16 protein-coding genes and 1 pseudogene are annotated in these 22,606 nt (G+C 63.5%); 1 reads left to right on the top strand and 16 read right to left on the bottom strand.

Annotated features, from left to right (window positions below; genetic code table 11):
• From C2U70_RS03770 to rpsL, 12 genes and pseudogenes are all read right to left on the bottom strand, one after another.
• A pseudogene (locus C2U70_RS03770) lies at positions 1-100 on the bottom strand (30S ribosomal protein S3); the annotation flags it as partial.
• Between the two features lie 17 nt (positions 101-117).
• Positions 118-504 (bottom strand): 50S ribosomal protein L22, encoded by a 387-nt coding sequence (rplV, locus tag C2U70_RS03765; protein WP_008549264.1) that lies wholly within the window; start codon positions 502-504, stop codon positions 118-120.
• Between the two features lie 10 nt (positions 505-514).
• Positions 515-793, bottom strand: a complete 279-nt coding sequence (rpsS, locus tag C2U70_RS03760; protein WP_140976515.1) for a 30S ribosomal protein S19 — start codon at positions 791-793, stop codon at positions 515-517.
• Between the two features lie 12 nt (positions 794-805).
• Positions 806-1,639 (bottom strand): 50S ribosomal protein L2, encoded by an 834-nt coding sequence (gene rplB, locus C2U70_RS03755; RefSeq protein ID WP_140976514.1) that lies wholly within the window; start codon positions 1,637-1,639, stop codon positions 806-808.
• Between the two features lie 12 nt (positions 1,640-1,651).
• Positions 1,652-1,954, bottom strand: coding sequence for a 50S ribosomal protein L23 (locus C2U70_RS03750; RefSeq protein ID WP_140976513.1), 303 nt, complete (start codon positions 1,952-1,954; stop codon positions 1,652-1,654).
• The gene (gene rplD / locus C2U70_RS03745) at positions 1,951-2,571 is read right to left on the bottom strand and encodes a 50S ribosomal protein L4 (RefSeq protein WP_140976512.1); all 621 of its coding nucleotides are present in this window, start codon (positions 2,569-2,571) and stop codon (positions 1,951-1,953) included. The genes C2U70_RS03750 and rplD overlap by 4 nt, the downstream gene beginning before the upstream one ends.
• Position 2,572: 1 nt before the next feature.
• Positions 2,573-3,286 carry a 50S ribosomal protein L3 gene (gene rplC, locus C2U70_RS03740; RefSeq protein ID WP_140976511.1) on the bottom strand — a complete coding sequence of 238 codons (714 nt, stop codon included), beginning with the start codon at positions 3,284-3,286 and terminating at the stop codon, positions 2,573-2,575.
• A gap of 52 nt (positions 3,287-3,338) precedes the next feature.
• Positions 3,339-3,647: a 30S ribosomal protein S10 gene (gene rpsJ, locus C2U70_RS03735; RefSeq protein WP_002712302.1), complete on the bottom strand. Its 309-nt coding sequence runs from the start codon at positions 3,645-3,647 to the stop codon at positions 3,339-3,341.
• An 85-nt stretch (positions 3,648-3,732) separates the two neighbouring features.
• On the bottom strand, positions 3,733-4,923 hold the full coding sequence (gene tuf, locus C2U70_RS03730) for an elongation factor Tu (RefSeq protein WP_140976510.1): 1,191 nt from the start codon (positions 4,921-4,923) through the stop codon (positions 3,733-3,735).
• Positions 4,924-4,963: 40 nt separating this feature from the next.
• Positions 4,964-7,036 carry an elongation factor G gene (fusA, locus tag C2U70_RS03725; protein WP_140976509.1) on the bottom strand — a complete coding sequence of 691 codons (2,073 nt, stop codon included), beginning with the start codon at positions 7,034-7,036 and terminating at the stop codon, positions 4,964-4,966.
• A 28-nt stretch (positions 7,037-7,064) separates the two neighbouring features.
• Positions 7,065-7,535: a 30S ribosomal protein S7 gene (gene rpsG, locus C2U70_RS03720; protein ID WP_140976508.1), complete on the bottom strand. Its 471-nt coding sequence runs from the start codon at positions 7,533-7,535 to the stop codon at positions 7,065-7,067.
• Positions 7,536-7,550: 15 nt separating this feature from the next.
• Positions 7,551-7,922: a 30S ribosomal protein S12 gene (gene rpsL, locus C2U70_RS03715; protein WP_007603006.1), complete on the bottom strand. Its 372-nt coding sequence runs from the start codon at positions 7,920-7,922 to the stop codon at positions 7,551-7,553.
• Between the two features lie 668 nt (positions 7,923-8,590).
• On the opposite strand from rpsL, the gene C2U70_RS03710 reads away from it, so the two are divergent.
• A complete protein-coding gene (locus C2U70_RS03710) occupies positions 8,591-9,814 on the top strand; it encodes an FAD-dependent oxidoreductase (RefSeq protein WP_140976507.1) in 1,224 nt (407 codons plus the stop codon).
• Here C2U70_RS03710 and C2U70_RS03705 read toward each other — a convergent pair.
• From C2U70_RS03705 to rpoB, 4 genes are all read right to left on the bottom strand, one after another.
• On the bottom strand, positions 9,757-11,766 hold the full coding sequence (locus C2U70_RS03705) for an ABC transporter ATP-binding protein (RefSeq protein WP_140976506.1): 2,010 nt from the start codon (positions 11,764-11,766) through the stop codon (positions 9,757-9,759). The two genes, C2U70_RS03710 and C2U70_RS03705, sit on opposite strands and share 58 nt — an antisense overlap.
• A gap of 140 nt (positions 11,767-11,906) precedes the next feature.
• Positions 11,907-13,967 (bottom strand): FAD-dependent oxidoreductase, encoded by a 2,061-nt coding sequence (locus C2U70_RS03700; RefSeq protein ID WP_140976505.1) that lies wholly within the window; start codon positions 13,965-13,967, stop codon positions 11,907-11,909.
• Between the two features lie 190 nt (positions 13,968-14,157).
• On the bottom strand, positions 14,158-18,354 hold the full coding sequence (gene rpoC, locus C2U70_RS03695; protein WP_140976504.1) for a DNA-directed RNA polymerase subunit beta': 4,197 nt from the start codon (positions 18,352-18,354) through the stop codon (positions 14,158-14,160).
• Between the two features lie 126 nt (positions 18,355-18,480).
• Complete coding sequence (gene rpoB / locus C2U70_RS03690; protein WP_140976503.1) at positions 18,481-22,599, bottom strand: DNA-directed RNA polymerase subunit beta; 4,119 nt, start codon at positions 22,597-22,599, stop codon at positions 18,481-18,483.
• Between the last annotated feature and the right edge of the window lie 7 nt (positions 22,600-22,606).

Here is a 22,606-nt window from a genome sequence, read left to right as displayed (position 1 = left end):
GCAGCAGCTTGCCGTATTCCTGCTTGCCCGCGAACCAGCGGGAATCCCAGGTCCGGTTGATGCCGAGACGCAGACCGATCGGATTGATCTTTTGACCCATCGTATTCTCCTGCGCCCTTACGCGGCCGCTTCGGCTTCGACCTGACGAACAATGATCGTCAGTTGCGAAAATGGTTTGTAGACACGGCCCGAGCGGCCGCGGCCGCGCGCGGCGAAGCGCTTCATGACGAGACCGTTGCCCACGAAGGCCTGCGCCACGACGAGATCGTCGACGTCGAGGTCGTGGTTGTTCTCGGCGTTGGCGATAGCCGATTCCAGGCACTTCTTCACGTCGACCGCGATCCGCTTGCGCGAAAACTGCAGGTCGGCGAGAGCCGCAGACGCCTTCCGGCCGCGAATGAGCTGGGCGACCAGATTGAGCTTCTGCGGGCTCACCCGCAGCATCCGGGCGACCGCCTTGGCCTCGTTGTCGGCGAGGCTACGCTCGCGCTTAGGTTTGCTCATCGTTCAATCCTCAAGCCTTCTTGGCTTTCTTGTCGCCCGAGTGACCATGGAAGGTCCGGGTCGGCGAAAACTCGCCGAACTTGTGACCGACCATTTCCTCGTTGACGTTCACCGGCACGTGCTTCTGGCCGTTGTAGACGCCGAACGTCAGGCCGACGAACTGCGGCAGGATGGTCGAGCGACGGCTCCAGATCTTGATGACGTCGTGACGGCCGGACGCACGCGCGGCATCGGCCTTCTTGAGCAGCGAGCCCTCGACGAACGGGCCTTTCCAGACTGAACGAACCATGTCCGCCGTTCCTTACTTCTTCCGCTTGTGGCGGCTTAGGAGAATGAATTTGTTGGTCGACTTGTTGGTGCGGGTCTTCTTGCCCTTGGTCGGCTTGCCCCACGGGGTAACCGGGTGGCGGCCGCCCGAGGTACGACCTTCACCACCGCCGTGCGGATGGTCGATCGGGTTCATCGCAACACCGCGGTTGTGCGGGCGACGGCCCATCCAACGCGTGCGACCGGCCTTGCCGATCGAGGTGTTCATGTGGTCCGGGTTCGACACCGCACCGATGGTACCGCGGCAACGGCCGTGCACCAGGCGCTGCTCACCCGAGTTGAGGCGGATGATGACGTAGTCCTGATCGCGACCGACGAGCTGGGCGTAGGTGCCGGCCGAACGGGCGAGCTGGCCGCCCTTCCCGATCTTGACCTCGATGTTGTGGATGATCGTACCGACCGGCATGTTGCCGAGCGGCATGACGTTGCCCGGCTTCACGTCGACATAGTTGCCGGCAACCACGGTGTCGCCGACGGCCAGGCGCTGCGGCGCCAGGATGTAGGCGAGCGTGCCGTCCTGGTACTTGATCAGCGCGATGAACGCGGTGCGGTTCGGATCGTATTCCAGCCGCTCGACGGTCGCGGGCGCATCGATCCTGTCGCGCTTGAAGTCGACGGTGCGGTAGGCCTGCTTGTGGCCGCCGCCGCGGAAGCGCACGGTGATGCGACCGGTGTTGTTGCGACCACCCTTGGACTGCTTGCCCTCGGTGAGCGCCTTGACCGGCTTGCCCTTGTAGAGGGCCGAACGATCGACCATGACCAGCTGGCGCTGGCCCGGCGTCGTGGGATTGAATGTCTTCAGTGCCATCGTCGTGCGACCTTACAGACCGGTGGTAACGTCGATGCGGTGGCCCTCTTCGAGGGTCACGATCGCGCGCTTGGTGTTCGACTGCGAGCCGAGATTGCCGCGGAAGACCTTGGTCTTGCCCTTGCGGACGAGCGTGTTGACGCTCTTGACCTTGACGTCGAACAGCTTCTCGATCGCTTCCTTGATCTGCGGCTTGGTCGCCTTGGCGGCCACCTTGAACAGGACCTTGTTGTGCTCGGAGGCGATCGTCGCCTTTTCGGTCACGACCGGCGCGACGATCACGTCGTAGTGGCGAGGCTCGATGTTCTTCGTCATTTGAAGCGCGCCTCCAGCGCATCGATGGCGGCCTTGGTCAGAACGAGCTTCTGACGGCGCAGGATGTCATAGACGTTGATGCCCTGGATCGGCAGCACATCCATGTTCGGGATGTTGCGGGCGGCCGAGGCAAAACCGTTGTTGAGCTCGGCGCCGTCGATGATCAGCGCGTTGGTGAGCCCGAGGCTGGCGAAGTGACCGAGCAGCGCCTTGGTCTTGGCGGCTTCCAGCGCGGCCTTGTCGATCACGAGGAGATCGCCGTCCTTGGCCTTGGCCGAGAGCGCATGCTTGAGCGCAAGCGCGCGGACCTTCTTCGGCAGGTCGGAGGCGTGCGAACGCACCACCGGACCGAAGGCACGGCCGCCGCCGCGGAACTGCGGCACGCGGGCCGAGCCGTGACGAGCACCGCCGGTGCCCTTCTGCTTGTACATCTTCTTGCCGGTGCGCCAGATCTCGGCGCGGCCCTTGGCCTTGTGGGTACCAGCCTGACGCTTGTCGAGCTGCCACTTCACGCAACGCGCGATGATGTCCTCGCGCGGCTCCAGGCCGAAAATGGCGTCGGAGAGCTGGACGGAGCCTGCTTCCTTGCCCTCGAGGGTCGTGACCTTCAATTCCATCTCACGCCTCCTGCGCGGCCGGAGCGGCGTCCGCTTCGCCGGCAACCTTGAACTTGCCGGGCTTCGGAGCTTCCTTCGGCAACGGCTTCTTGACGGCGTCGCGCACGCGGATCCAGCCGCCCTTGGAGCCGGGAACGGCGCCTTCGACGAGGATCAGGCCACGCGCGACATCGGTCTGGACGACGCGAAGGTTGAGCGTGGTGATGCGATCGACACCCATGTGGCCGGGCATCTTCTTGTTCTTCCAGGTCTTGCCGGGATCCTGACGGCCGCCGGTCGAACCGATCGAGCGGTGCGACACCGACACACCGTGCGTGGCGCGCAGACCGCCGAAGTTCCAGCGCTTCATGCCGCCGGCGAAGCCCTTACCGACCGAGGTGCCGGTGACGTCGACGAACTGGCCGACGACGAAGTGGTCGGCCTGGATCTCGGCGCCGACCGGGATCATCTGATCGGCGGTGACGCGGAATTCCTCGACCTGCCGCTTCGGCTCGACCTTGGCGACCGCGAACTGGCCGCGCTCTGCCTTGGGCAGATACACGGTCTTGCGGGTGCCGGCGCCGAGCTGCAGCGCGACATAGCCGTTCTTCTCTTCGGTGCGGTGGCCTACGACCTGGCAATTGCCGAGCTTCAGCACGGTCACGGGGATATGTTCGCCGGCCTCCGTGAAGACCCGCGTCATCCCGACCTTTTGTGCGATCACTCCGGAGCGCATCGGCTTGCTTCCTGTTCTTTCTGTCCGCTTGCGCGAACGGGATCCAAAAATTTTAGAGCTTGATCTCGACGTCGACACCGGCGGCCAGGTCGAGCTTCATCAAAGCATCGACGGTCTGCGGGGTCGGATCGACGATGTCGAGCAGGCGCTTGTGGGTGCGCATCTCGAACTGTTCGCGGCTCTTCTTGTCGACGTGGGGCGAACGGTTGACGGTGAACTTCTCGATGCGGGTCGGCAGCGGAATGGGTCCGCGAACCTGGGCGCCGGTGCGCTTCGCCGTGTTCACGATCTCGCGGGTCGACGTATCGAGGATACGATGGTCGAACGCCTTGAGACGGATGCGAATGTTTTGGCCGTTCATTGCCGTGGTCTTTCTTTGAGCAGAGTGGCGAGCAGCGAATAGCGAATGTCACCATTCGCCACTCGCCAATCTTCAATTCGCGTAATTACTCGATGATCGAGGCGACGACGCCGGCGCCGACGGTGCGGCCGCCTTCGCGGATCGCGAAGCGGAGCTTCTCTTCCATCGCGATCGGCACGATCAGGTGCACTTCCATCGCGATGTTGTCGCCCGGCATCACCATCTCGGTGCCTTCCGGCAGGTGCACGACACCGGTCACGTCGGTGGTGCGGAAGTAGAACTGCGGACGGTAGTTGGTGAAGAACGGGGTGTGGCGACCGCCCTCTTCCTTGGTGAGGATGTAAGCCTCGGCCTTGAACTTGGTGTGCGGCTTGACCGAACCCGGCTTGCAGAGCACCTGGCCGCGCTCGACTTCCTCGCGCTTGGTGCCGCGGAGCAGCGCACCGATGTTGTCGCCGGCCTGGCCCTGATCGAGCAGCTTGCGGAACATTTCGACGCCGGTAACGGTGGTCTTCTGGGTCGCACGCAGACCGACGATCTCGATTTCCTCGCCGACCTTGACGATGCCGCGCTCGACACGGCCGGTCACGACGGTGCCGCGGCCCGAGATCGAGAACACGTCTTCAACCGGCATCAGGAACGGCTGGTCGATCGGACGCTCCGGCTGCGGGATGTACTCGTCGACGTTCTTCATCAGCTCGAGGATGGCGTCGTGGCCGAGCTTCTTGTCCGAATCTTCGAGAGCGGCGAGCGCCGAACCCTTGATGATCGGGATCTTGTCGCCCGGGAATTCGTACTTGGAGAGCAGCTCGCGGACTTCGAGCTCGACGAGCTCGAGCAGTTCCGGATCGTCGACCATGTCGCACTTGTTGAGGAACACGACGAGCGCGGGCACGCCAACCTGGCGGGCGAGCAGGATGTGCTCGCGGGTCTGCGGCATCGGGCCGTCAGCGGCCGACACGACCAGGATCGCGCCGTCCATCTGGGCAGCGCCGGTGATCATGTTCTTGACGTAGTCGGCGTGGCCGGGGCAGTCGACGTGGGCGTAGTGACGGTTCGGCGTCTCGTACTCGACGTGCGCGGTCGAGATCGTGATGCCGCGCGCCTTCTCTTCCGGCGCCTTGTCGATCTGGTCGTACGCGGTGAACGTCGCACCGCCGGCTTCGGCGAGAACCTTGGTGATCGCCGCGGTCAGCGACGTCTTGCCATGGTCGACGTGACCGATGGTGCCGATGTTGCAGTGCGGTTTGTTACGTTCAAACTTTGCTTTGGCCATTTGACTCTCCGTTCAATCGTCAGCTTAGGACCGACGATAATCAGGCAAACTTCTTCTGGACTTCTGCCGACACGTTTGCCGGCGCTTCTGCGTAGTGGTCGAACTGCATGGTGAAGGTCGCGCGACCCTGGCTCATCGAGCGCAGGTTGTTCACGTAACCGAACATGTTCATGAGCGGCACCATCGCGTTGATGACGTTGGCGTTGCCGCGCATGTCCTGACCCTGGATCTGACCGCGCCGGGAATTCAGGTCGCCGATGACCGAGCCGGTGTAGTCTTCCGGGGTCACCACTTCGACCTTCATGATCGGCTCGAGCAGGACGGACTTGCCCTTCTGCAGCGCTTCGCGGAACGCCGCGCGCGATGCAATTTCGAAGGCCAGTGCCGACGAGTCGACGTCGTGGTACTTGCCGTCGACGAGCTGAACCTTGACGTCGACCACGGGGAAGCCCGCGACCACGCCCGCGCCCATGACGCTGTTGAGGCCCTTTTCGACGCCGGGGATGTATTCCTTCGGAACCGCACCACCGACGATCTTGGACTCGAACTCATAGCCCTTGCCGGGCTCGTTCGGCTCGACCACGATCGACACTTCGGCGAACTGACCGGTACCGCCGGTCTGCTTCTTGTGGGTGTACTTGACCTCGGCCCTCTTGGTGACGCGCTCACGGAACGCCACCTGCGGCGCGCCGATGTTGGCATCGACCTTGTAGGTACGACGGAGGATGTCGACCTTGATGTCGAGGTGGAGTTCGCCCATGCCCTTGAGGATGGTCTGGCCGGACTCCTGGTCGGTCGAGACGCGGAAGGACGGATCCTCCGCGGCGAGCTTCGCCAGCGCCACGCCCAGCTTCTCCTGGTCGGCCTTCGACTTCGGCTCGATCGCGATCTCGATGACCGGCTCGGGGAATTCCATCTTCTCGAGGATGACCGGCTTGTCGGGATCGCACAGCGTGTCGCCGGTGCGCGCTTCCTTCAGGCCGGCCAGCGCGACGATGTCGCCGGCATAGGCTTCCTTGATGTCTTCGCGGTTGTTCGCATGCATCAGCAGCATGCGGCCGATACGTTCTTTCTTCTCGCGGGTCGAGTTGACCACGCCGGTACCGCTCATCAGCACGCCCGAATAGATGCGGCAGAAGGTGATGGTGCCGACGAACGGGTCGTCCATGATCTTGAACGCGAGCAGAGCCAGCGGCTCCTTGTCGTCGGCCTTGCGGACGACTTCGTTGCCCTTATCGTCGACGCCCTTGATCGCGGGCACGTCGACCGGCGACGGCAGGTAATCGACGACGGCGTCGAGCAGCGGCTGCACGCCCTTGTTCTTGAAGGCCGAGCCGCACAGCACGGGATAGAAGGCGCCGGTCAGCACCGCCTTGCGGATCAGCCGCTTCAGCGTCGCCTCGTCGGGCTCCTTGCCATCGAGATAGGCGGCAAGCGCGTCGTCGTCGAGCTCGACGGCGGCTTCCAGCATCTTCTCGCGGTATTCCTTCGCCTTGTCGGCGAGGTCCGCGGGAATGTCGATGTCCTTGAAATTGGCACCGAGTGCCTCGTCTTCCCAGACCACGCCCTTCATGCGGACGAGATCGACCAGGCCCTTGAAATTATTCTCGGCGCCGATCGGAAGCTGGATCGCGATCGGCTTGGCGCCGAGGCGATCGACGATATCATCGAGGCACTTGTAGAAGTCGGCGCCCGTCTTATCCATCTTGTTGGCGAAGACGATACGCGGAACCTTGTACTTGTCGCCCTGGCGCCAGACGGTCTCGGTCTGCGGCTCGACGCCCTGGTTGCTATCGAGCACGCACACGGCGCCGTCGAGCACGCGGAGCGAACGCTCGACTTCGATGGTGAAGTCGACGTGGCCGGGCGTGTCGATGATGTTCAGGCGCTTGCCGTTCCAGAACGCGGTGGTCGCAGCGGAGGTGATCGTGATGCCACGCTCCTGCTCCTGCTCCATCCAGTCCATCGTCGCGGCACCTTCGTGCACTTCGCCGATCTTGTGGCTCTTGCCGGTGTAATAGAGGATGCGCTCGGTGGTCGTGGTCTTACCGGCGTCGATATGCGCCATGATACCGAAGTTGCGGTAGTTCTCTATGGCATGAACGCGAGGCATGGATTGTTCCTTAGTCCGTTGGTCGCCGTTACCAGCGATAGTGCGAGAAGGCGCGGTTGGCTTCCGCCATCCGGTGCACGTCTTCGCGCTTCTTGACGGCGTTCCCGCGGTTGTTCGATGCGTCCAGGAGCTCGGCGGAAAGCCGCTCCATCATCGTCTTTTCGTTACGTTCACGTGCAGCAGCGATGATCCAGCGAATGCCGAGCGCCTGACGGCGAACGGAACGCACTTCCACCGGCACCTGGTAGGTGGCGCCGCCGACGCGGCGCGAACGCACTTCGATGGTCGGCATGACGTTTTCCAGCGCCTGCTCGAACACCGGCAGCGGGCCCTGCTTGGTCTTGGTCTCGATCATGGCGAGCGCACCGTAGACGATGCTTTCGGCGGCAGACTTCTTGCCGTCGTACATGATCGAATTCATGAACTTCGTGATGATGATGTTCCCGAACTTCGGGTCCGGGTTCACTTCACGCTTTTCGGCAGAATGGCGACGAGACATGGAAGAGGTTCCCGCTTACTTCGGACGCTTCGCGCCGTACTTCGAACGACGCTGCTTACGGTTCTTGACGCCCTGGGTATCCAGAACGCCGCGGAGGATGTGGTAGCGCACGCCGGGCAAGTCCTTGACGCGGCCGCCGCGGATCATGACCACCGAGTGCTCCTGGAGGTTATGGCCCTCACCGGGGATGTAGCCGATGACCTCGAAGCCGTTGGTCAGGCGGACCTTGGCAACCTTACGAAGCGCCGAGTTCGGCTTCTTCGGCGTCGTGGTGTAGACGCGCGTGCAAACGCCGCGCTTCTGCGGCGACTGCTGCAGCGCCGGCACCTTCTTGCGCGACTTCTGCACTTCCCGCGGTTGTGCGATCAGCTGGTTGATCGTCGGCATCCTGGCCTTACCCTTTTTCTGCACGGCCCCTTCCGGGTCCGCTTTCTTGCCGCGAACCGTCATCGGGCCCGCAAATTCTTCTCCGGACGACCCGTCCGAGGGGGTCCGCGCTGCGCGAAACGATCCGCGCAAAGCGAAATCGCGCCATCCGCTCGTCACTGAGCAGAAAGCGCTTCGACGCCACAGAGGACCGCGATGTTTCGGCCGTTCGGCGGTTAAGCCGGCGGTCGCATACCGAGGTCATGCATCCGAGTTCGATCTCATGAGGACGTGCTCAAGAGAACTAATATCGTCCTGGCATTGCCTAGCTATCATCGACAGCGTTTGAGCGGCATTCGTCGAGGTTGGTGCCCGCGAGGCGGTCCTAAGGGACCTAACGGGTGCTCCGTTCCGACGTTGGCGACACTCACCGCCTGTCGTTAAGTGAGGCGCTTTCTATAAGTGGGAATCGGTCAAGTCAAGGCGAAACAACTGCGCGAAAGCGCTTATCGCGCCTGTAGAATTCGCTTGTTTGGCGCCCTGACCGCGCATGCCCGATATGGGTGCTGTGCCCCGGCTCCGCCAGCCCAAAACATATTATACCCGGATAAAATGTACTTTTATAACCGACGCTAAGGCTTTTTTTCCTGTTCGTGCGCAGTGATGGCGTTTCTCGCGGAGAAATACCCATGCGGTATACCGACATTGCGATCATCGGCGGGGGCCTGGCCGGCTCGACCGCCGCCGCAATGCTCGGCCGGGCCGGCATTTCGGCCATCCTGATCGACCCTCACCGCGACTATCCGCCCGACTTCCGGGTCGAAAAAATCAGCGGCGGCGAGCAGCTCGAACGCTTCCGGCGCACCGGAATCGCCGAATCGGCGCTGCGGCACACGACCTTCGTCGGCGAGAACTGGATCGCGCGCTTCGGCCGTCTCCTCGACAAATCGCCGAGCCAGCAGTTCGGTTTCCATTATCACAGCCTGGTCAATGCGATCCGCGGCGAAATTCCTGCAGCGGTTGAGACGATCTGCGCCAAGGCGCTGTCGGTGTCGACCAGTGTCGACCGCCAGAGGATCACCCTCTCCAACGACGAGACCGTGTCCGCGCGGCTGGTCGTGCTCGCCAACGGGCTGAACGTCGGCCTGCGCCACCAGCTCGGCCTGCAGCGCGACATCATCAGTGCCGGACATTCGATCTCGGTCGGCTTCGACCTGGTGCCGGTCGGACGTCCCTCGTTCGACTTCCCCGCCCTGACCTACTTCTCGGAGCGGCCGAGCGATCGCATCCCCTACATCTCGCTGTTTCCGATCGGGCCGCGCATGCGCGCCAATCTGTTCGTCTACCGCGCCTTCGACGATCCCTGGCTGCGGGAGCTGCGCCGGGCGCCGGTCACGACGCTGAACGCGGCCTTGCCGCGGCTGAAACGCATCACCGGCGCATTCGACGTCTCGGGCGAGGTCAAAATCCGGCCGGTCGATCTCTACCGGCACAGCGCGATGCGTCAGGCAGGAATCGTGCTGGTCGGCGACGCCTTCGCGACCTCCTGCCCCGTCGCGGGCACCGGCACCGACAAGGTGTTCACCGACGTCGAGCGGCTCTGCAACGTCCACATTCCGGCCTGGCTTGCGAGCGACGGCATGGAGGCAGCCAAGATCGCCGCTTTCTACGACGATCCGGTCAAGCGCGACTGCGACGCCTGGTCCGCGGCAAAGGCCTTTGATTTCCGCGAGGTCTCGACGTCCGCGAGCCCCTATTGGACGGCGCAGCGTTGGGCGCGCTTCATGGCCTGGTTCGCGCAAGGCGCGCTACGGCGCCTGGGACGGCAGTTTCACATTGAGCCGAACTTCCTCGGTCACTCCTCATCGTCGTCCTCGTCATCATCGTCGTCGCTGTCGTCGTCATCGACCTGACGCGCACTGCCGTGCGGCTTGTGGAGCTGATCGTCCCACAGCTTGCGATAGACGCCGTTCTTGGCCAGCAGCTCGGCATGCGACCCGCGCTCGATGGCACGGCCGCCCGAGATCACGATGATCTCGTCCATCTCGACCACCGAGGTCAGGCGGTGCGTCGACCAGATCATGGTGCGGCCCTTGGCGACCTTGAGCAGCGTGCGATTGATGGCGGCTTCCGTGGTCTGGTCCAGCGCCGAGGTCGCCTCGTCCAGGAGCAGCACCGACGGGTTGCGAATGATCGCGCGCGCGATCGCGATGCGCTGGCGCTGGCCACCCGACAAGGTGTCGCCGCGCTCGCCGACCGGCGTGTCGTATTTCTGCGGCAGGCTCATGATGTAGCGGTGGATCTCGGCCTTCTTCGCCGCCTCCTCCACCTCCGCGTCGGTGGCGCCCTCCTTGCCGAGGCGGATGTTCTCGCGGATCGACATGTTGAACAGCATGTTTTCCTGGAACACCACGGCCATGCTCTGCCGCAGCGAGGTCAGCGTGACCTTGCGGATGTCGACGCCGTCGATGGTGAGGCGGCCGTCATCCGGCACGTAGAGCCGCAGGATCAGGTTGAGCAGCGTGCTCTTGCCCGAGCCGCTGGGGCCCACGATCGCGATGCTCTTGCCGACATTCAGCTTGAGGCTGAGATTGTCCAGCACCGGCGTCTGGCTGCCTTCGTACTGGAACGTGACGCGGTCGAAGGTGATGTCGTTGGTGATGCGCGGCAGGTCCGGCGCGCCGGCGCGATCGGCGCCGCGGGTCGGCTCGTCCAGGAGGTCCTGGATGTGGCGCACGGCGGCGGCCGACGAGATCGACACCGGGATGAAGTGCATCACATGGGCGATGTTGTAGGACACCTCCCAGAACGCGCTCTCGAAGGTCACGAAGGTACCGATCGTGATCTGGCCCTTGGTCGCCAGATACGCGCCGATCGCGAGCACCACGAGGTGCAGCAACAGCACCGAGATCGTGACCGTCCGCTCCACCATGGTGGACAGGAAGGTCGCTGACGCGATCTTGTTGCGGGTCTCGTTGTTGCGGAAGGTGAAGAAGCCGAACATCCTGCGCTGCAGGCTGAAAGCCTTGATCACCGCCTGCGCGCCGACATTCTCCTGCACCATGCCGAGCAGCGCGGCTTCGTTCAGCTTCTGCTCGTAATTGGCCTGCACCGCTTTCGGGGTGAGGATGCGCGGGCCGATCAGGGTAATCGGAAACACCAGCAGCGCCACCGCGGCGAGTTGCCAGTTCAAAAATACCATCAGGATGATGCCGGCGATCAGCTCCAGGAACGGCAACGCCGCGCTGTTGGCAAAGGTCTTGATCGAGCCTTCGACGGCGGAGAGATCGACCGAGAAGCGCGACAGGATCTCGCCGCGCTTCGTGCGCTGGAAATAGGAAGCCGGCAGGTCCTGGACGTGCTCGAACAGCCGCTTGCGGATATCGGAGATCAGGCAGGCGGCGAGCCGCGCATCCCAGCGCTCGTACCAGACCGCGACGATCGATGTGAAGATGCCGGCCACCGCCAGCACGGCGAGGATCTTGTAGAGCGCCTGGAAGTCCTCCTCACCGAGCGCGTCGTCGATCAGGAATTTCAGGCTCAGCGGCATGATGACGTTGAACAACGTCTCGATCATGACGCCGAACGCCACGAAGGAGAGCATGCGCTTGTAGTTGCCGAGATAAGGCCGGACGAAGCTGACGATGGTCGAGAGCGCGCCGGCGGCCTCGCGGGCGGTAAAGACGACGAGGTCTTCGTCCTCATCGTCATCCTCGAGCTCCGCTAGCTCGTCCTCATCGTCCTCGCCATCGTCTTCGTCGTCCTCAGCCTCGGCCTGCTTGGGGGCGAGCTTGTCCTCGAGCTCGGCCGCCGCTTCCGCGACAGCGGGCTTCTCTTTGTCCGACGAGGGAGATCTGGGCGCCATGAAACCAACCGATGCTGACGGCCGGCATGACCGCAGAGAGATCGAGGGGAAAGCGGGAAACCGCTATGGCACCGATTCTATGCGATCAAAATGAATTCGGCAAAACAATTGGCGAATGCACGTTTCTTCCCGGACCGCGGCTAGTCGTCGTCCTCGTCCGCGACCTTGTCGAAGAACGAATAACGCAAGGAGTCGGCGTCGGCGTACCATTGGCCCGGGCCCTTGTTGGCGGACAGCGTCGCCGTCCAGAGCGCATCGGTGCAATCGTTGCGGTGCATCGACAGGTCGAACCCGTTGCCGAAGAACAGCTCCGACCACTCCCACCAGGTGCCGAGCTTCTTGACGCCGCGCAGGAGGTCGTAGCGGTCGATCAGCGCAGGCGCCATGTCCGATGTCACCGAGCCGAACACCAGGCCGGTCTTGACCACGCGGTTGAGCTCGCGGATCGCGCGCGCCACCTGCTTCTCCGTGACGTGGCAGAGGCTGGTTTCGAACACGAAGTCGAACGCGTCGTCCTTGAACGGCATGTCGGTGATCGAACCGAGCTTGTTGTACTTCTTCAGCGCCTTCGGCGTCTTTGCGTGGATGGCGCGGTTGTTCTCGATCCCCCAGGCATCGATGCCGCGCTCGCGTAGCGCGCCGACCAGCTCGCCGCTCGCGGAGCCCGCGACCAGGAGTTTTGCGCCCTTCGCCTTGCCCCAGACGATGCCGATCAGCTTGGTGAGATAATCGGGGTCGGTGAACTGGCGCCACGCCTCGCTATAGGGACCGACGCCGCGATAGTTCTCGAAATAGTCGCGGTCGATCTTGTCCGACAGCGGCTTCTCGCCCTGGCTGCGCGCACGGCGCAGCCGCATCATCTCGGTGAGGATGATGTCGGTCGCCGCATCCGAGGAGTCCAGCAGACCGTTCAGCGTCGAATCGAACAGATAGTCGCCGACCAGCACGATGCCGGGATGCTCCTTCGGCTCCGGCCGGTGATTGGTCATGACGTCGCGCACGGGCAAACCGCCCGGGATCGCATTCACCGAGGACAGCCAGCGGTGGATCTTGCCTTCCATGAAATGCGCGCGGGCATCGCCGAGCGAGGCCGGCAGCGATTTCAGGGCCGCATCGATCAGCTCCTGATCCGAGAGGTTGGCGAAGGCCAGCGCGTCCGAACCCGGAATGAGCCAGTTCAGCACGCCGTGCCTACCGACGTCGTGGCGCGCACCTTCGTTGTAGACGCAGCAACCGCCAAAGGCCTCCGACATGAACCAGGCGCCGGGAATCCTGTCGCCCCAGAACGGCTCGTCGAACAGGATCGAGACCCGCAGGTAATGCGCGGGACGGTCGAAATAAGAGACGTGCTTGACCATCGACTTGCGGAGCTGTTCGCCTTCCCAGCCCATCGTGTGCAGCCAGGAATGCGGCAGGCAAACCAGCACGAGGTCGAAGTCGCGCGTCTCCGGTCCCTTCCCGTTCATCATCTTGAGCTGGTAGCGGCCGGTCTCGGCCTTGCCGACGGCGAGCACGCGATGATTGAGCTGGATGTCGGCGTTGACCTCGGACTGCAGGCACTCGATCAACTGCTCATTGCCGTTCTGGATGGAATAGAGGCCGATATAGCCGTCGAGATCCATCAGATAGTTCTTCAGCGCGTTGAGGCCGTTGGTGTTGTGGCTCTCGGTCGCGATGTCGGAGCGCGCCATCACCTTGAAGAAGCGCTTTGCGGTTGCGTCGTCGACCTCCTCGTCGAGCACCTGCTCGGCGGTCTTGTGCGCCCAGGGGTGCTCGTTGTCGTGCGCGCCGACGCCTTCGTAATATTCAACCGGCGACATCAGGTCGGAGCAGCGCTTGCGGAAGGCTTCGATCGCGGCCGCAGTCTTGGCGCCGTATTTGCGGCGCATGCCCGGCACGTCGTTCAAGAGCTCGCCGCCGAACTGCACCTGCTCGGCATCCATCGGAATGGTCTGCAGCCCGAAGTGCTGGATCAGCTCGCGCAGCGGGTCCGGGCCCGTCATCGAGTAGTCGTAGATCTCCGCGACGCCGGCCTCGTACATCGCGGGCGCGGAATCGAATTTGCGCGTGACGATCTTGCCGCCGAGGCGATCGGACGCTTCGTAGATGGTGACGCGGCAGAGATCGCCGAGCTTGCGCTTCAGATACCAGGCGCTCATCAGCCCGCCGGGGCCGCCGCCTACGATTGCGAGATCAAGCATGTGAGTTCCGTGGTCTCCGGCCGCCCCCTGCTCGGGACCTCCGGTCTAAGCCGTCTTAGCAAAAGCGCTTTTCAGGCTGAAGGGAAGATGAACGAAAGGCGTCCCTGCACTGCAACAAGCAAAGAAAGCAGCAAAAAGGCCGGCGTGAGCCGGCCTTTTCGTCGTCCTCGGTAATCGTACGGAGGAGCTATTATTCCGCAGGCGGCAGCGCCACCGGTTCCGCTTCCGGCGCCGGCGAGACGATGGAGGCCTGCTTCTCGCGCTCGTCGAGGATCATCTTGTCGCGCTTCACGGCGACTTCGCGGATCTTGGCCATGGAGGCGCCGGTGCCCGCCGGGATCAGCCGGCCGACGATGACGTTCTCCTTGAGGCCTTCGAGCGGGTCGACCTTGCCGTTGACCGCCGCTTCCGTGAGGACGCGGGTGGTCTCCTGGAACGAGGCCGCCGAGAAGAAGGAGCGGGTCTGCAGGCTCGCCTTGGTGATGCCGAGCAGAACCGGCGTTCCCGTGGCGGGCTTCTTGCCCTCTTCCTTCGCCTTCTCGTTGAGCTGGTCGAACTCGATCTTGTCGACCTGCTCGCCGGAGATCATGTCGGTCTCGCCCTGGTCGGTGATTTCCACCTTCTGGAGCATCTGACGGACAATCACCTCGATGTGCTTGTCGTTGATGAGCACGCCCTGCAGCCGGTAGACCTCCTGGATTTCGTTGACCAGGTAGGCTGCGAGCTCCTCGATGCCCTTGACCGCAAGGATGTCGTGCGGTGCAGGGTTGCCTTCCACGATGAAGTCGCCCTTTTCGACGACGTCGCCGTCCTGAAGGTGGATGTGCTTGCCCTTCGGGATCAGGTACTCGCGCGGCTCGTCGGTCTTGTCCATCGGCTCGATCGAGATGCGACGCTTGTTCTTGTAGTCGCGTCCGAACCGGATGGTGCCCGCGATTTCGGCGATGATCGCCGCATCCTTCGGACGCCGGGCCTCGAACAGTTCCGCCACCCGCGGCAGACCGCCGGTGATGTCACGCGTCTTGGCGCTTTCGGTCGAGACACGGGCGAGAATGTCGCCCGGATTGACCTTGGCTCCGACGTCGACCGAGAGAATGGCGTCGACCGACAGCATGTAGCGGGCATCGCCGCCACGGGCGAGCTTGAGCACCTTGCCGTCCTTGCCCTTGACCACGATGGCCGGACGCAAATCCGCGCCACCACGGGTCGAGCGCCAGTCGATGACCACGCGCTTGGCGATACCGGTCGCCTCGTCGAGCGTTTCCGAGATCGACTGCCCCTCGACCAGATCCTCGAAGCCGATCGTACCTTCGACTTCAGTGAGGAGCGGACGGGTGTAGGGATCCCACTCGACGATGCGCTGGCCGCGCTTGACGTTGTCGCCCTCGTCGACGTGCAGGCGCGAGCCGTACTGGACGCGGTGCGTCGCACGCTCGGTGCCGTCGGCATCGACGATCGCCACCACCATGTTGCGCACCATCGCGATCAGGTGACCTTCGCTGTTGCGGGCGATGGCCTTGTTCCTGATCACGATCTTGCCGTCGAAGTTGGCTTCGACGAAAGACTGCTCGTTGAGCTGCGCCGCGCCACCGATGTGGAAGGTGCGCATGGTGAGCTGGGTGCCCGGCTCGCCGATCGACTGCGCCGCGATGACGCCGACCGCTTCGCCGTGGTTGACCGGCGTGCCGCGGGCGAGGTCGCGGCCGTAGCACTTGCCGCAGATGCCGTTGACGAGCTCGCAGGTCAGCGCCGAGCGGATCTTCACCTCCTGCACACCACCCTGCTGGATGGCGTCCAGATGGCTTTCCTCCATCAGCGTGTCGCGCTTGATGATCACCTTGCCCGAGGCGTCCTTGACGTCTTCGCAGGCCGTGCGTCCGAGGATGCGCGAACCGAGCGAAGCGACCACGGTGCCGGCATCGACGATGGCGCGCATCTTGATGCCGAGCTTGGTGCCGCAGTCGGACTGCGTGATGATGCAGTCCTGCGCGACGTCGACCAGACGACGGGTCAGGTAGCCCGAGTTCGCGGTCTTCAACGCGGTGTCCGCGAGACCCTTGCGGGCGCCGTGGGTCGAGTTGAAGTACTCGAGAACCGAGAGGCCTTCCTTGAAGTTCGAGATGATCGGCGTCTCGATGATCTCACCCGACGGCTTGGCCATCAGGCCGCGCATGCCGGCGAGCTGGCGCATCTGGGCCGGCGAACCGCGGGCACCGGAGTGGGCCATCATGTAGATCGAGTTGATGTCGGCATCGGCTCCGCTCGCCGTCTTCTTGGTGGCGGAGATCTCCTTCATCATCGCCTTGGCGATTTCTTCCGTGGCCTTCGACCAGGCGTCGACGACCTTGTTGTACTTCTCGCCATGGGTGATCAGGCCGTCATTGTACTGCTGCTCGAAATCCTTCGCCAGCGTACGGGTGCTGTCGACGATCTTCCACTTGCCGTGCGGCACGACCATGTCGTCCTTGCCGAACGAGATGCCGGCCTTGAACGCGTTGTAGAAGCCGAGCGCCATGATGCGGTCGCAGAAGATCACGGTCTCCTTCTGACCGCAGTGACGGTAGACCTGGTCGATGACGCCCGAGATCTCGCGCTTGGTCATCAGCTTGTTGATGATCTCGTACGAGATGCGCGGGTTGCGCGGCAGCAGGTTGCCGAGCATGACGCGACCGGCGGTGGTCTCGATCCAGCGCTTGGAGATCTTGCCGGCCTCGTCCATGCCTTCCCACCGGTACTTGATCTTGGTGTGGAGGTGGATGACCTTCGCATGCAGGGCGTGCTCGAGCTCGGCCATGTCGCCGAACACCTTGCCCTCGCCGGGCAGGCCTTCGCGCATGATCGAGACGTAGTAGAGACCCAGCACGATGTCCTGCGACGGCACGATGATCGGCTGGCCGTTCGCCGGATGCAGGATGTTGTTGGTCGACATCATCAGGACGCGCGCTTCCAACTGCGCTTCGAGCGACAGCGGAACGTGCACGGCCATCTGGTCGCCGTCGAAGTCGGCGTTGAACGCCGAGCAGACCAGCGGGTGAAGCTGGATCGCCTTGCCCTCGATCAGCACCGGCTCGAACGCCTGGATGCCGAGGCGATGCAGCGTCGGCGCGCGGTTGAGCAGCACCGGATGCTCGCGGATGACCTCGTCCAGGATGTCCCAGACCTCGGGCCGCTCCTTCTCGACCAGCTTCTTGGCCTGCTTCACCGTGGTGGACAGACCCTTGGCGTCGAGCCGCGAATAGATGAACGGCTTGAACAGCTCGAGCGCCATCTTCTTCGGCAGGCCGCACTGATGCAGGCGCAGCTCGGGACCGACCACGATCACCGAACGGCCGGAATAGTCGACGCGCTTGCCGAGCAGGTTCTGACGGAACCGGCCCTGCTTGCCCTTCAGCATGTCGGCGAGCGACTTCAGCGGACGCTTGTTGGCGCCGGTGATGACGCGGCCGCGGCGGCCGTTGTCGAACAGAGCATCGACCGCTTCCTGAAGCATGCGCTTCTCGTTGCGGATGATGATGTCCGGCGCGCGCAGCTCCATCAGCCGCTTCAAGCGGTTGTTGCGGTTGATGACGCGGCGGTAGAGGTCGTTGAGGTCCGACGTCGCGAAGCGGCCGCCGTCCAGCGGCACCAGCGGACGCAGATCCGGCGGGATCACGGGAACGACGGTCAGGATCATCCATTCCGGCTTGTTGCCGGAGTGGCGGAATGCCTCGACGATCTTCAGGCGCTTGGCGAGCTTCTTGTGCTTGATGTCCGAGTCGGTGTCGGCCATCTCGGCACGCAGCGTCACCTCGAGCTTCTCAAGGTCCATGCCCTTGAGCAGCTCGCGGATCGCTTCCGCGCCGATCATGGCGGTGAAGGAATCCTGGCCGTACTCGTCCTGCGCCTTCAGGTACTCGTCTTCCGACAGCAGCTGACGGTCCTTCAGCGCGGTGAGGCCCGGCTCCAGCACGACGTAATATTCGAAATAGAGGATCCGCTCGAGATCCTTCAGCGTCATGTCGAGCAGCAAGCCGATGCGCGACGGCAGCGACTTCAGGAACCAGATGTGGGCGACGGGCGCTGCGAGCTCGATATGGCCCATGCGCTCGCGCCGGACGCGCGACAGCGTGACCTCGACCGAGCACTTCTCGCAGATGATGCCCTTGTACTTCATGCGCTTGTACTTGCCGCACAAGCACTCGTAGTCCTTGATCGGCCCGAAGATGCGGGCGCAGAACAGGCCGTCGCGCTCGGGCTTGAAGGTACGGTAGTTGATGGTCTCCGGCTTCTTGATCTCGCCGTAGGACCAGGACAGAATCTTCTCTGGAGACGCGATCGAGATCCGGATCTGGTCGAAGACCTGAGCCGGCGTCGTCGGGTTAAAAAGATTCATAATTTCTTGGTTCATCGTCTTCTCCTCGCGTGCCGGTCGAGGCCGGCAGCAAATTCGAAAATCACTTTGCGGGGCGCCCTGCCCTCACATCGGGGCGAAGGCGCCGATGCCCGGCCGCGAGGCCGGGCATGAAAAGTCGCGTTACTCGGCCGCCTCTGACGTCGGCGCCGGGCCGACCTTAGAATTGTGCAGGTCGACGTTGAGGCCGAGCGAGCGCATTTCCTTGACCAGCACGTTGAACGATTCCGGAATACCGGCCTCGAACGTGTCGTCGCCGCGCACGATCGCCTCGTACACCTTGGTTCGTCCCGCGACGTCGTCCGACTTCACGGTCAGCATTTCCTGCAGCGTGTAGGCCGCGCCGTAAGCTTCGAGCGCCCACACCTCCATTTCGCCGAAGCGCTGGCCGCCGAACTGCGCCTTGCCGCCCAGCGGCTGCTGGGTGACGAGCGAGTACGGACCGATCGAACGCGCGTGGATCTTGTCGTCCACGAGATGGTGCAGCTTGAGCATGTAGATGTAGCCCACCGTCACCTTGCGATCGAAGGGGTCGCCGGTACGGCCGTCATAGACGGTCGACTGGCCCGAAGCGTCGAGACCCGCGAGCTTCAGCATCTCCTCGATGTCGGCTTCCTTGGCGCCGTCGAACACCGGCGTCGCGATCGGCACGCCGCGGCTCAGATTGCGGCCGAGCTCGATCAGTTCGCCGTCGTTGAGCGACTTGATCGTCTCGTCCTCGCCGTAGACCTTCTTCAAGGTCTCCTTGAGCGGCTTGATGTCCTGCTTCGACAGATAGGCATCGACGGTCTGGCCGATACGCTTGCCGAGGCCGGCGCAGGCCCAGCCGAGATGCGTCTCGAGGATCTGACCGACGTTCATGCGCGACGGCACGCCCAGCGGATTGAGCACGATGTCGGCATGCGTGCCGTCTTCGAGGAACGGCATGTCCTCGATCGGCACGATCTTCGACACCACGCCCTTGTTGCCGTGGCGGCCGGCCATCTTGTCGCCGGGCTGGATCTTGCGCTTCACCGCGACGAAGACCTTGACCATCTTCATCACGCCGGGCGGCAGCTCGTCGCCACGCTGCAGCTTCTCGACCTTGTCGAGGAAGCGCTGCTCGAGCCCCTTCTTCGACTCGTCGTACTGCTTCCGCATGGCCTCGATCTCGGCCATCAGCTTGTCGTTGGGCGATGCGAACAGCCACCACTGCGACTTCGGGTACTCCTCGAGCACCGCACGGGTGATCTTGGTGTCCTTCTTGAAGCCCTTGGGGCCGGCAATGCCCTGGCGACCTTCGAGAAGGTCGGCCAGACGGCTGTAGACGTTGCGGTCCAGGATCGCCTGCTCGTCGTCGCGGTCCTTGGCGAGACGTTCGATCTCTTCCCGCTCGATCGCCAGCGCACGCTCGTCCTTGTCGACGCCGTGACGGTTGAAGACGCGGACTTCGACGATGGTGCCCTGCACGCCCGGAGGAACGCGCAGCGAGGTGTCACGCACGTCGGAGGCCTTTTCGCCGAAGATGGCGCGCAGAAGCTTCTCTTCCGGCGTCATCGGGCTCTCGCCCTTCGGCGTGATCTTGCCGACGAGGATGTCGCCGGCGCGCACTTCCGCACCGATATAGACGATACCGGCTTCGTCGAGGTTCTTCAGCGCTTCTTCCGAGACGTTCGGAATGTCGCGGGTGATTTCCTCAGGTCCGAGCTTGGTGTCGCGGGCCATGACTTCGAATTCCTCGATGTGGATCGAGGTGAAGACGTCGTCCTTCACGATCCGCTCGGAGAGCAGGATCGAGTCTTCGAAGTTGTAGCCGTTCCACGGCATGAACGCGACGAGCACGTTGCGGCCGAGCGCGAGCTCGCCGAGGTCGGTCGACGGACCGTCCGCGATGATGTCGCCCTTCCTGACGATGTCGCCGACCTTCACCAGCGGACGCTGGTTGATGCAGGTCGACTGGTTCGAGCGCTGGTACTTCATGAGGCGGTAGATATCGACGCCCGACTTGGTCGGATCGAGATCTTCCGTGGCGCGGATGACGACGCGAGTGGCGTCGATCTGGTCGATCACGCCGGAACGGCGCGCCGCGATCGCAGCACCCGAGTCACGCGCAACCACGCCTTCCATGCCGGTGCCGACGAACGGCGCCTCGGCGCGAACCAGCGGCACCGCCTGGCGTTGCATGTTCGAGCCCATCAGCGCGCGGTTGGCGTCGTCGTTCTCGAGGAACGGGATCAGCGCCGCGGCGACCGAAACGAGCTGCTTCGGCGACACGTCCATGTAGTCGACCTTGTCCGGCGTCACCGGCAAGACTTCGCCGGCGTGACGGCAGACCACGAGGTCTTCGGTGAAGCGGCCCTTGGCGTCGAGCGGCACGTTGGCCTGCGCGACGGTGTAGCGGCCTTCTTCCATCGCCGAGAGGTACACGACCTCATCGGTGACACGACCGTCCTTGACCTTGCGGTAAGGCGTCTCGACGAAGCCGTACTTGTTGACGCGCGCGAAGGTCGCGAGCGAGTTGATCAGACCGATGTTCGGGCCTTCCGGCGTCTCGATCGGGCAGATACGGCCGTAATGCGTCGGATGCACGTCGCGCACTTCGAAGCCGGCGCGCTCGCGGGTCAGACCGCCCGGTCCAAGCGCCGAGAGACGGCGCTTGTGGGTGATCTCCGACAGCGGGTTGGTCTGGTCCATGAACTGCGAGAGCTGCGAGGAGCCGAAGAACTCGCGCACGGCGGCAGCCGCGGGCTTCGCGTTGATCAGGTCCTGCGGCATGACCGTGTCGATGTCGACCGAGGACATACGTTCCTTGATCGCGCGCTCCATGCGCAGCAGGCCGATGCGGTACTGGTTCTCCATGAGCTCGCCGACCGAGCGCACACGGCGGTTGCCGAGATGGTCGATGTCGTCGATCTCGCCCTTGCCGTCGCGCAGGTCCACCAGCGTCTTGATGACGGAGAGGATGTCTTCCTTGCGCAGCGTGCGCTGGGTGTCGGGCGCATCGAGGTCGAGGCGCATGTTCATCTTGACGCGGCCGACCGCGGACAGGTCGTAACGCTCGGCGTCGAAGAACAGCGACTGGAACATCGCCTGTGCCGAATCCAGCGTCGGCGGCTCGCCCGGACGCATCACGCGGTAGATGTCGAACAGCGCGTCTTCACGCGTCATGTTCTTGTCGGCCGAGAGCGTGTTGCGGATATAGGCGCCGACATTGACGTGGTCGATGTCGAGCAGCGGCAGTTCCTTGTAGCCGTGCTCGTTCAGGACCTTCATGGACTTGTCGGTGATCTCCTCGCCGGCTTCGGCGTGGATTTCGCCGGTCTTCGGATTGACGAGGTCCTCGGCGAGGTAGTTGCCGACGAGCTCCTCATCCGACAGGCGCAACGCCTTCAGCCCCTTCTCCTGGAGCTGGCGGGCGGCACGGACGGTGAGCTTCTTGCCGGCCTCGAGCACGACCTTGCCGGTGTCGGCGTCGATCAGGTCGTTGATGGTCGAGTAGCCGCGGAAACGATTGGCGTCGAACGGAACGCGCCAGCCTTCCTTGGTCCGCTTGTAGAGGATCTTCTTGTAGAACGTGGACAGGATGGTTTCGCCGTCGAGGCCGAGGGCGAACATCAGCGACGTCACCGGAATCTTGCGGCGACGGTCGATACGCGCATAGACGATGTCCTTGGCGTCGAACTCGATGTCGAGCCAGGAGCCGCGATACGGGATCACGCGGGCAGCGAACAGCAGCTTGCCCGAGGAGTGGGTCTTGCCCTTGTCGTGGTCGAAGAACACGCCGGGCGAACGGTGCATCTGTGAGACGATGACGCGCTCGGTGCCGTTGACGATGAAGGTGCCGTTCATCGTCATGAGCGGGATGTCGCCCATGTAGACGTCCTGCTCCTTGATGTCCTTCACCGACTTGGCGCCGGTTTCCTCGTCGATATCGAACACGATGAGGCGCAGCGTCACCTTGAGCGGGGCCGCGAAGGTCATGCCGCGCTGGCGGCACTCGTCGACGTCATATTTGGGCTGCTCGAACTCGTAGCGGACGAATTCCAGCATCGAGGTGCCCGAGAAGTCGGAGATCGGGAACACGGAGCGGAACACGGCCTGCAGGCCCTCGTCGAGGCGTCCGCCCGCGGGTTCGTCAACCATCAGGAACTGGTCATAGGACGCCTTCTGAACCTCGATGAGGTTCGGCATCTCGGCGACTTCCTTGATGTGTCCGAAGAACTTGCGAACGCGTTTGCGACCGGTGAATGTCTGCTGCGCCATCGTGGCC

This window comes from Bradyrhizobium guangdongense (genome assembly GCF_006483445.1).
GTDB classification, from domain to species: Bacteria; Pseudomonadota; Alphaproteobacteria; order Rhizobiales; family Xanthobacteraceae; genus Bradyrhizobium; species Bradyrhizobium guangdongense_A.
The sequence above is the reverse complement of the archived record's forward strand: the minus strand, read 5'-3'. Positions and strand labels throughout refer to the sequence as shown.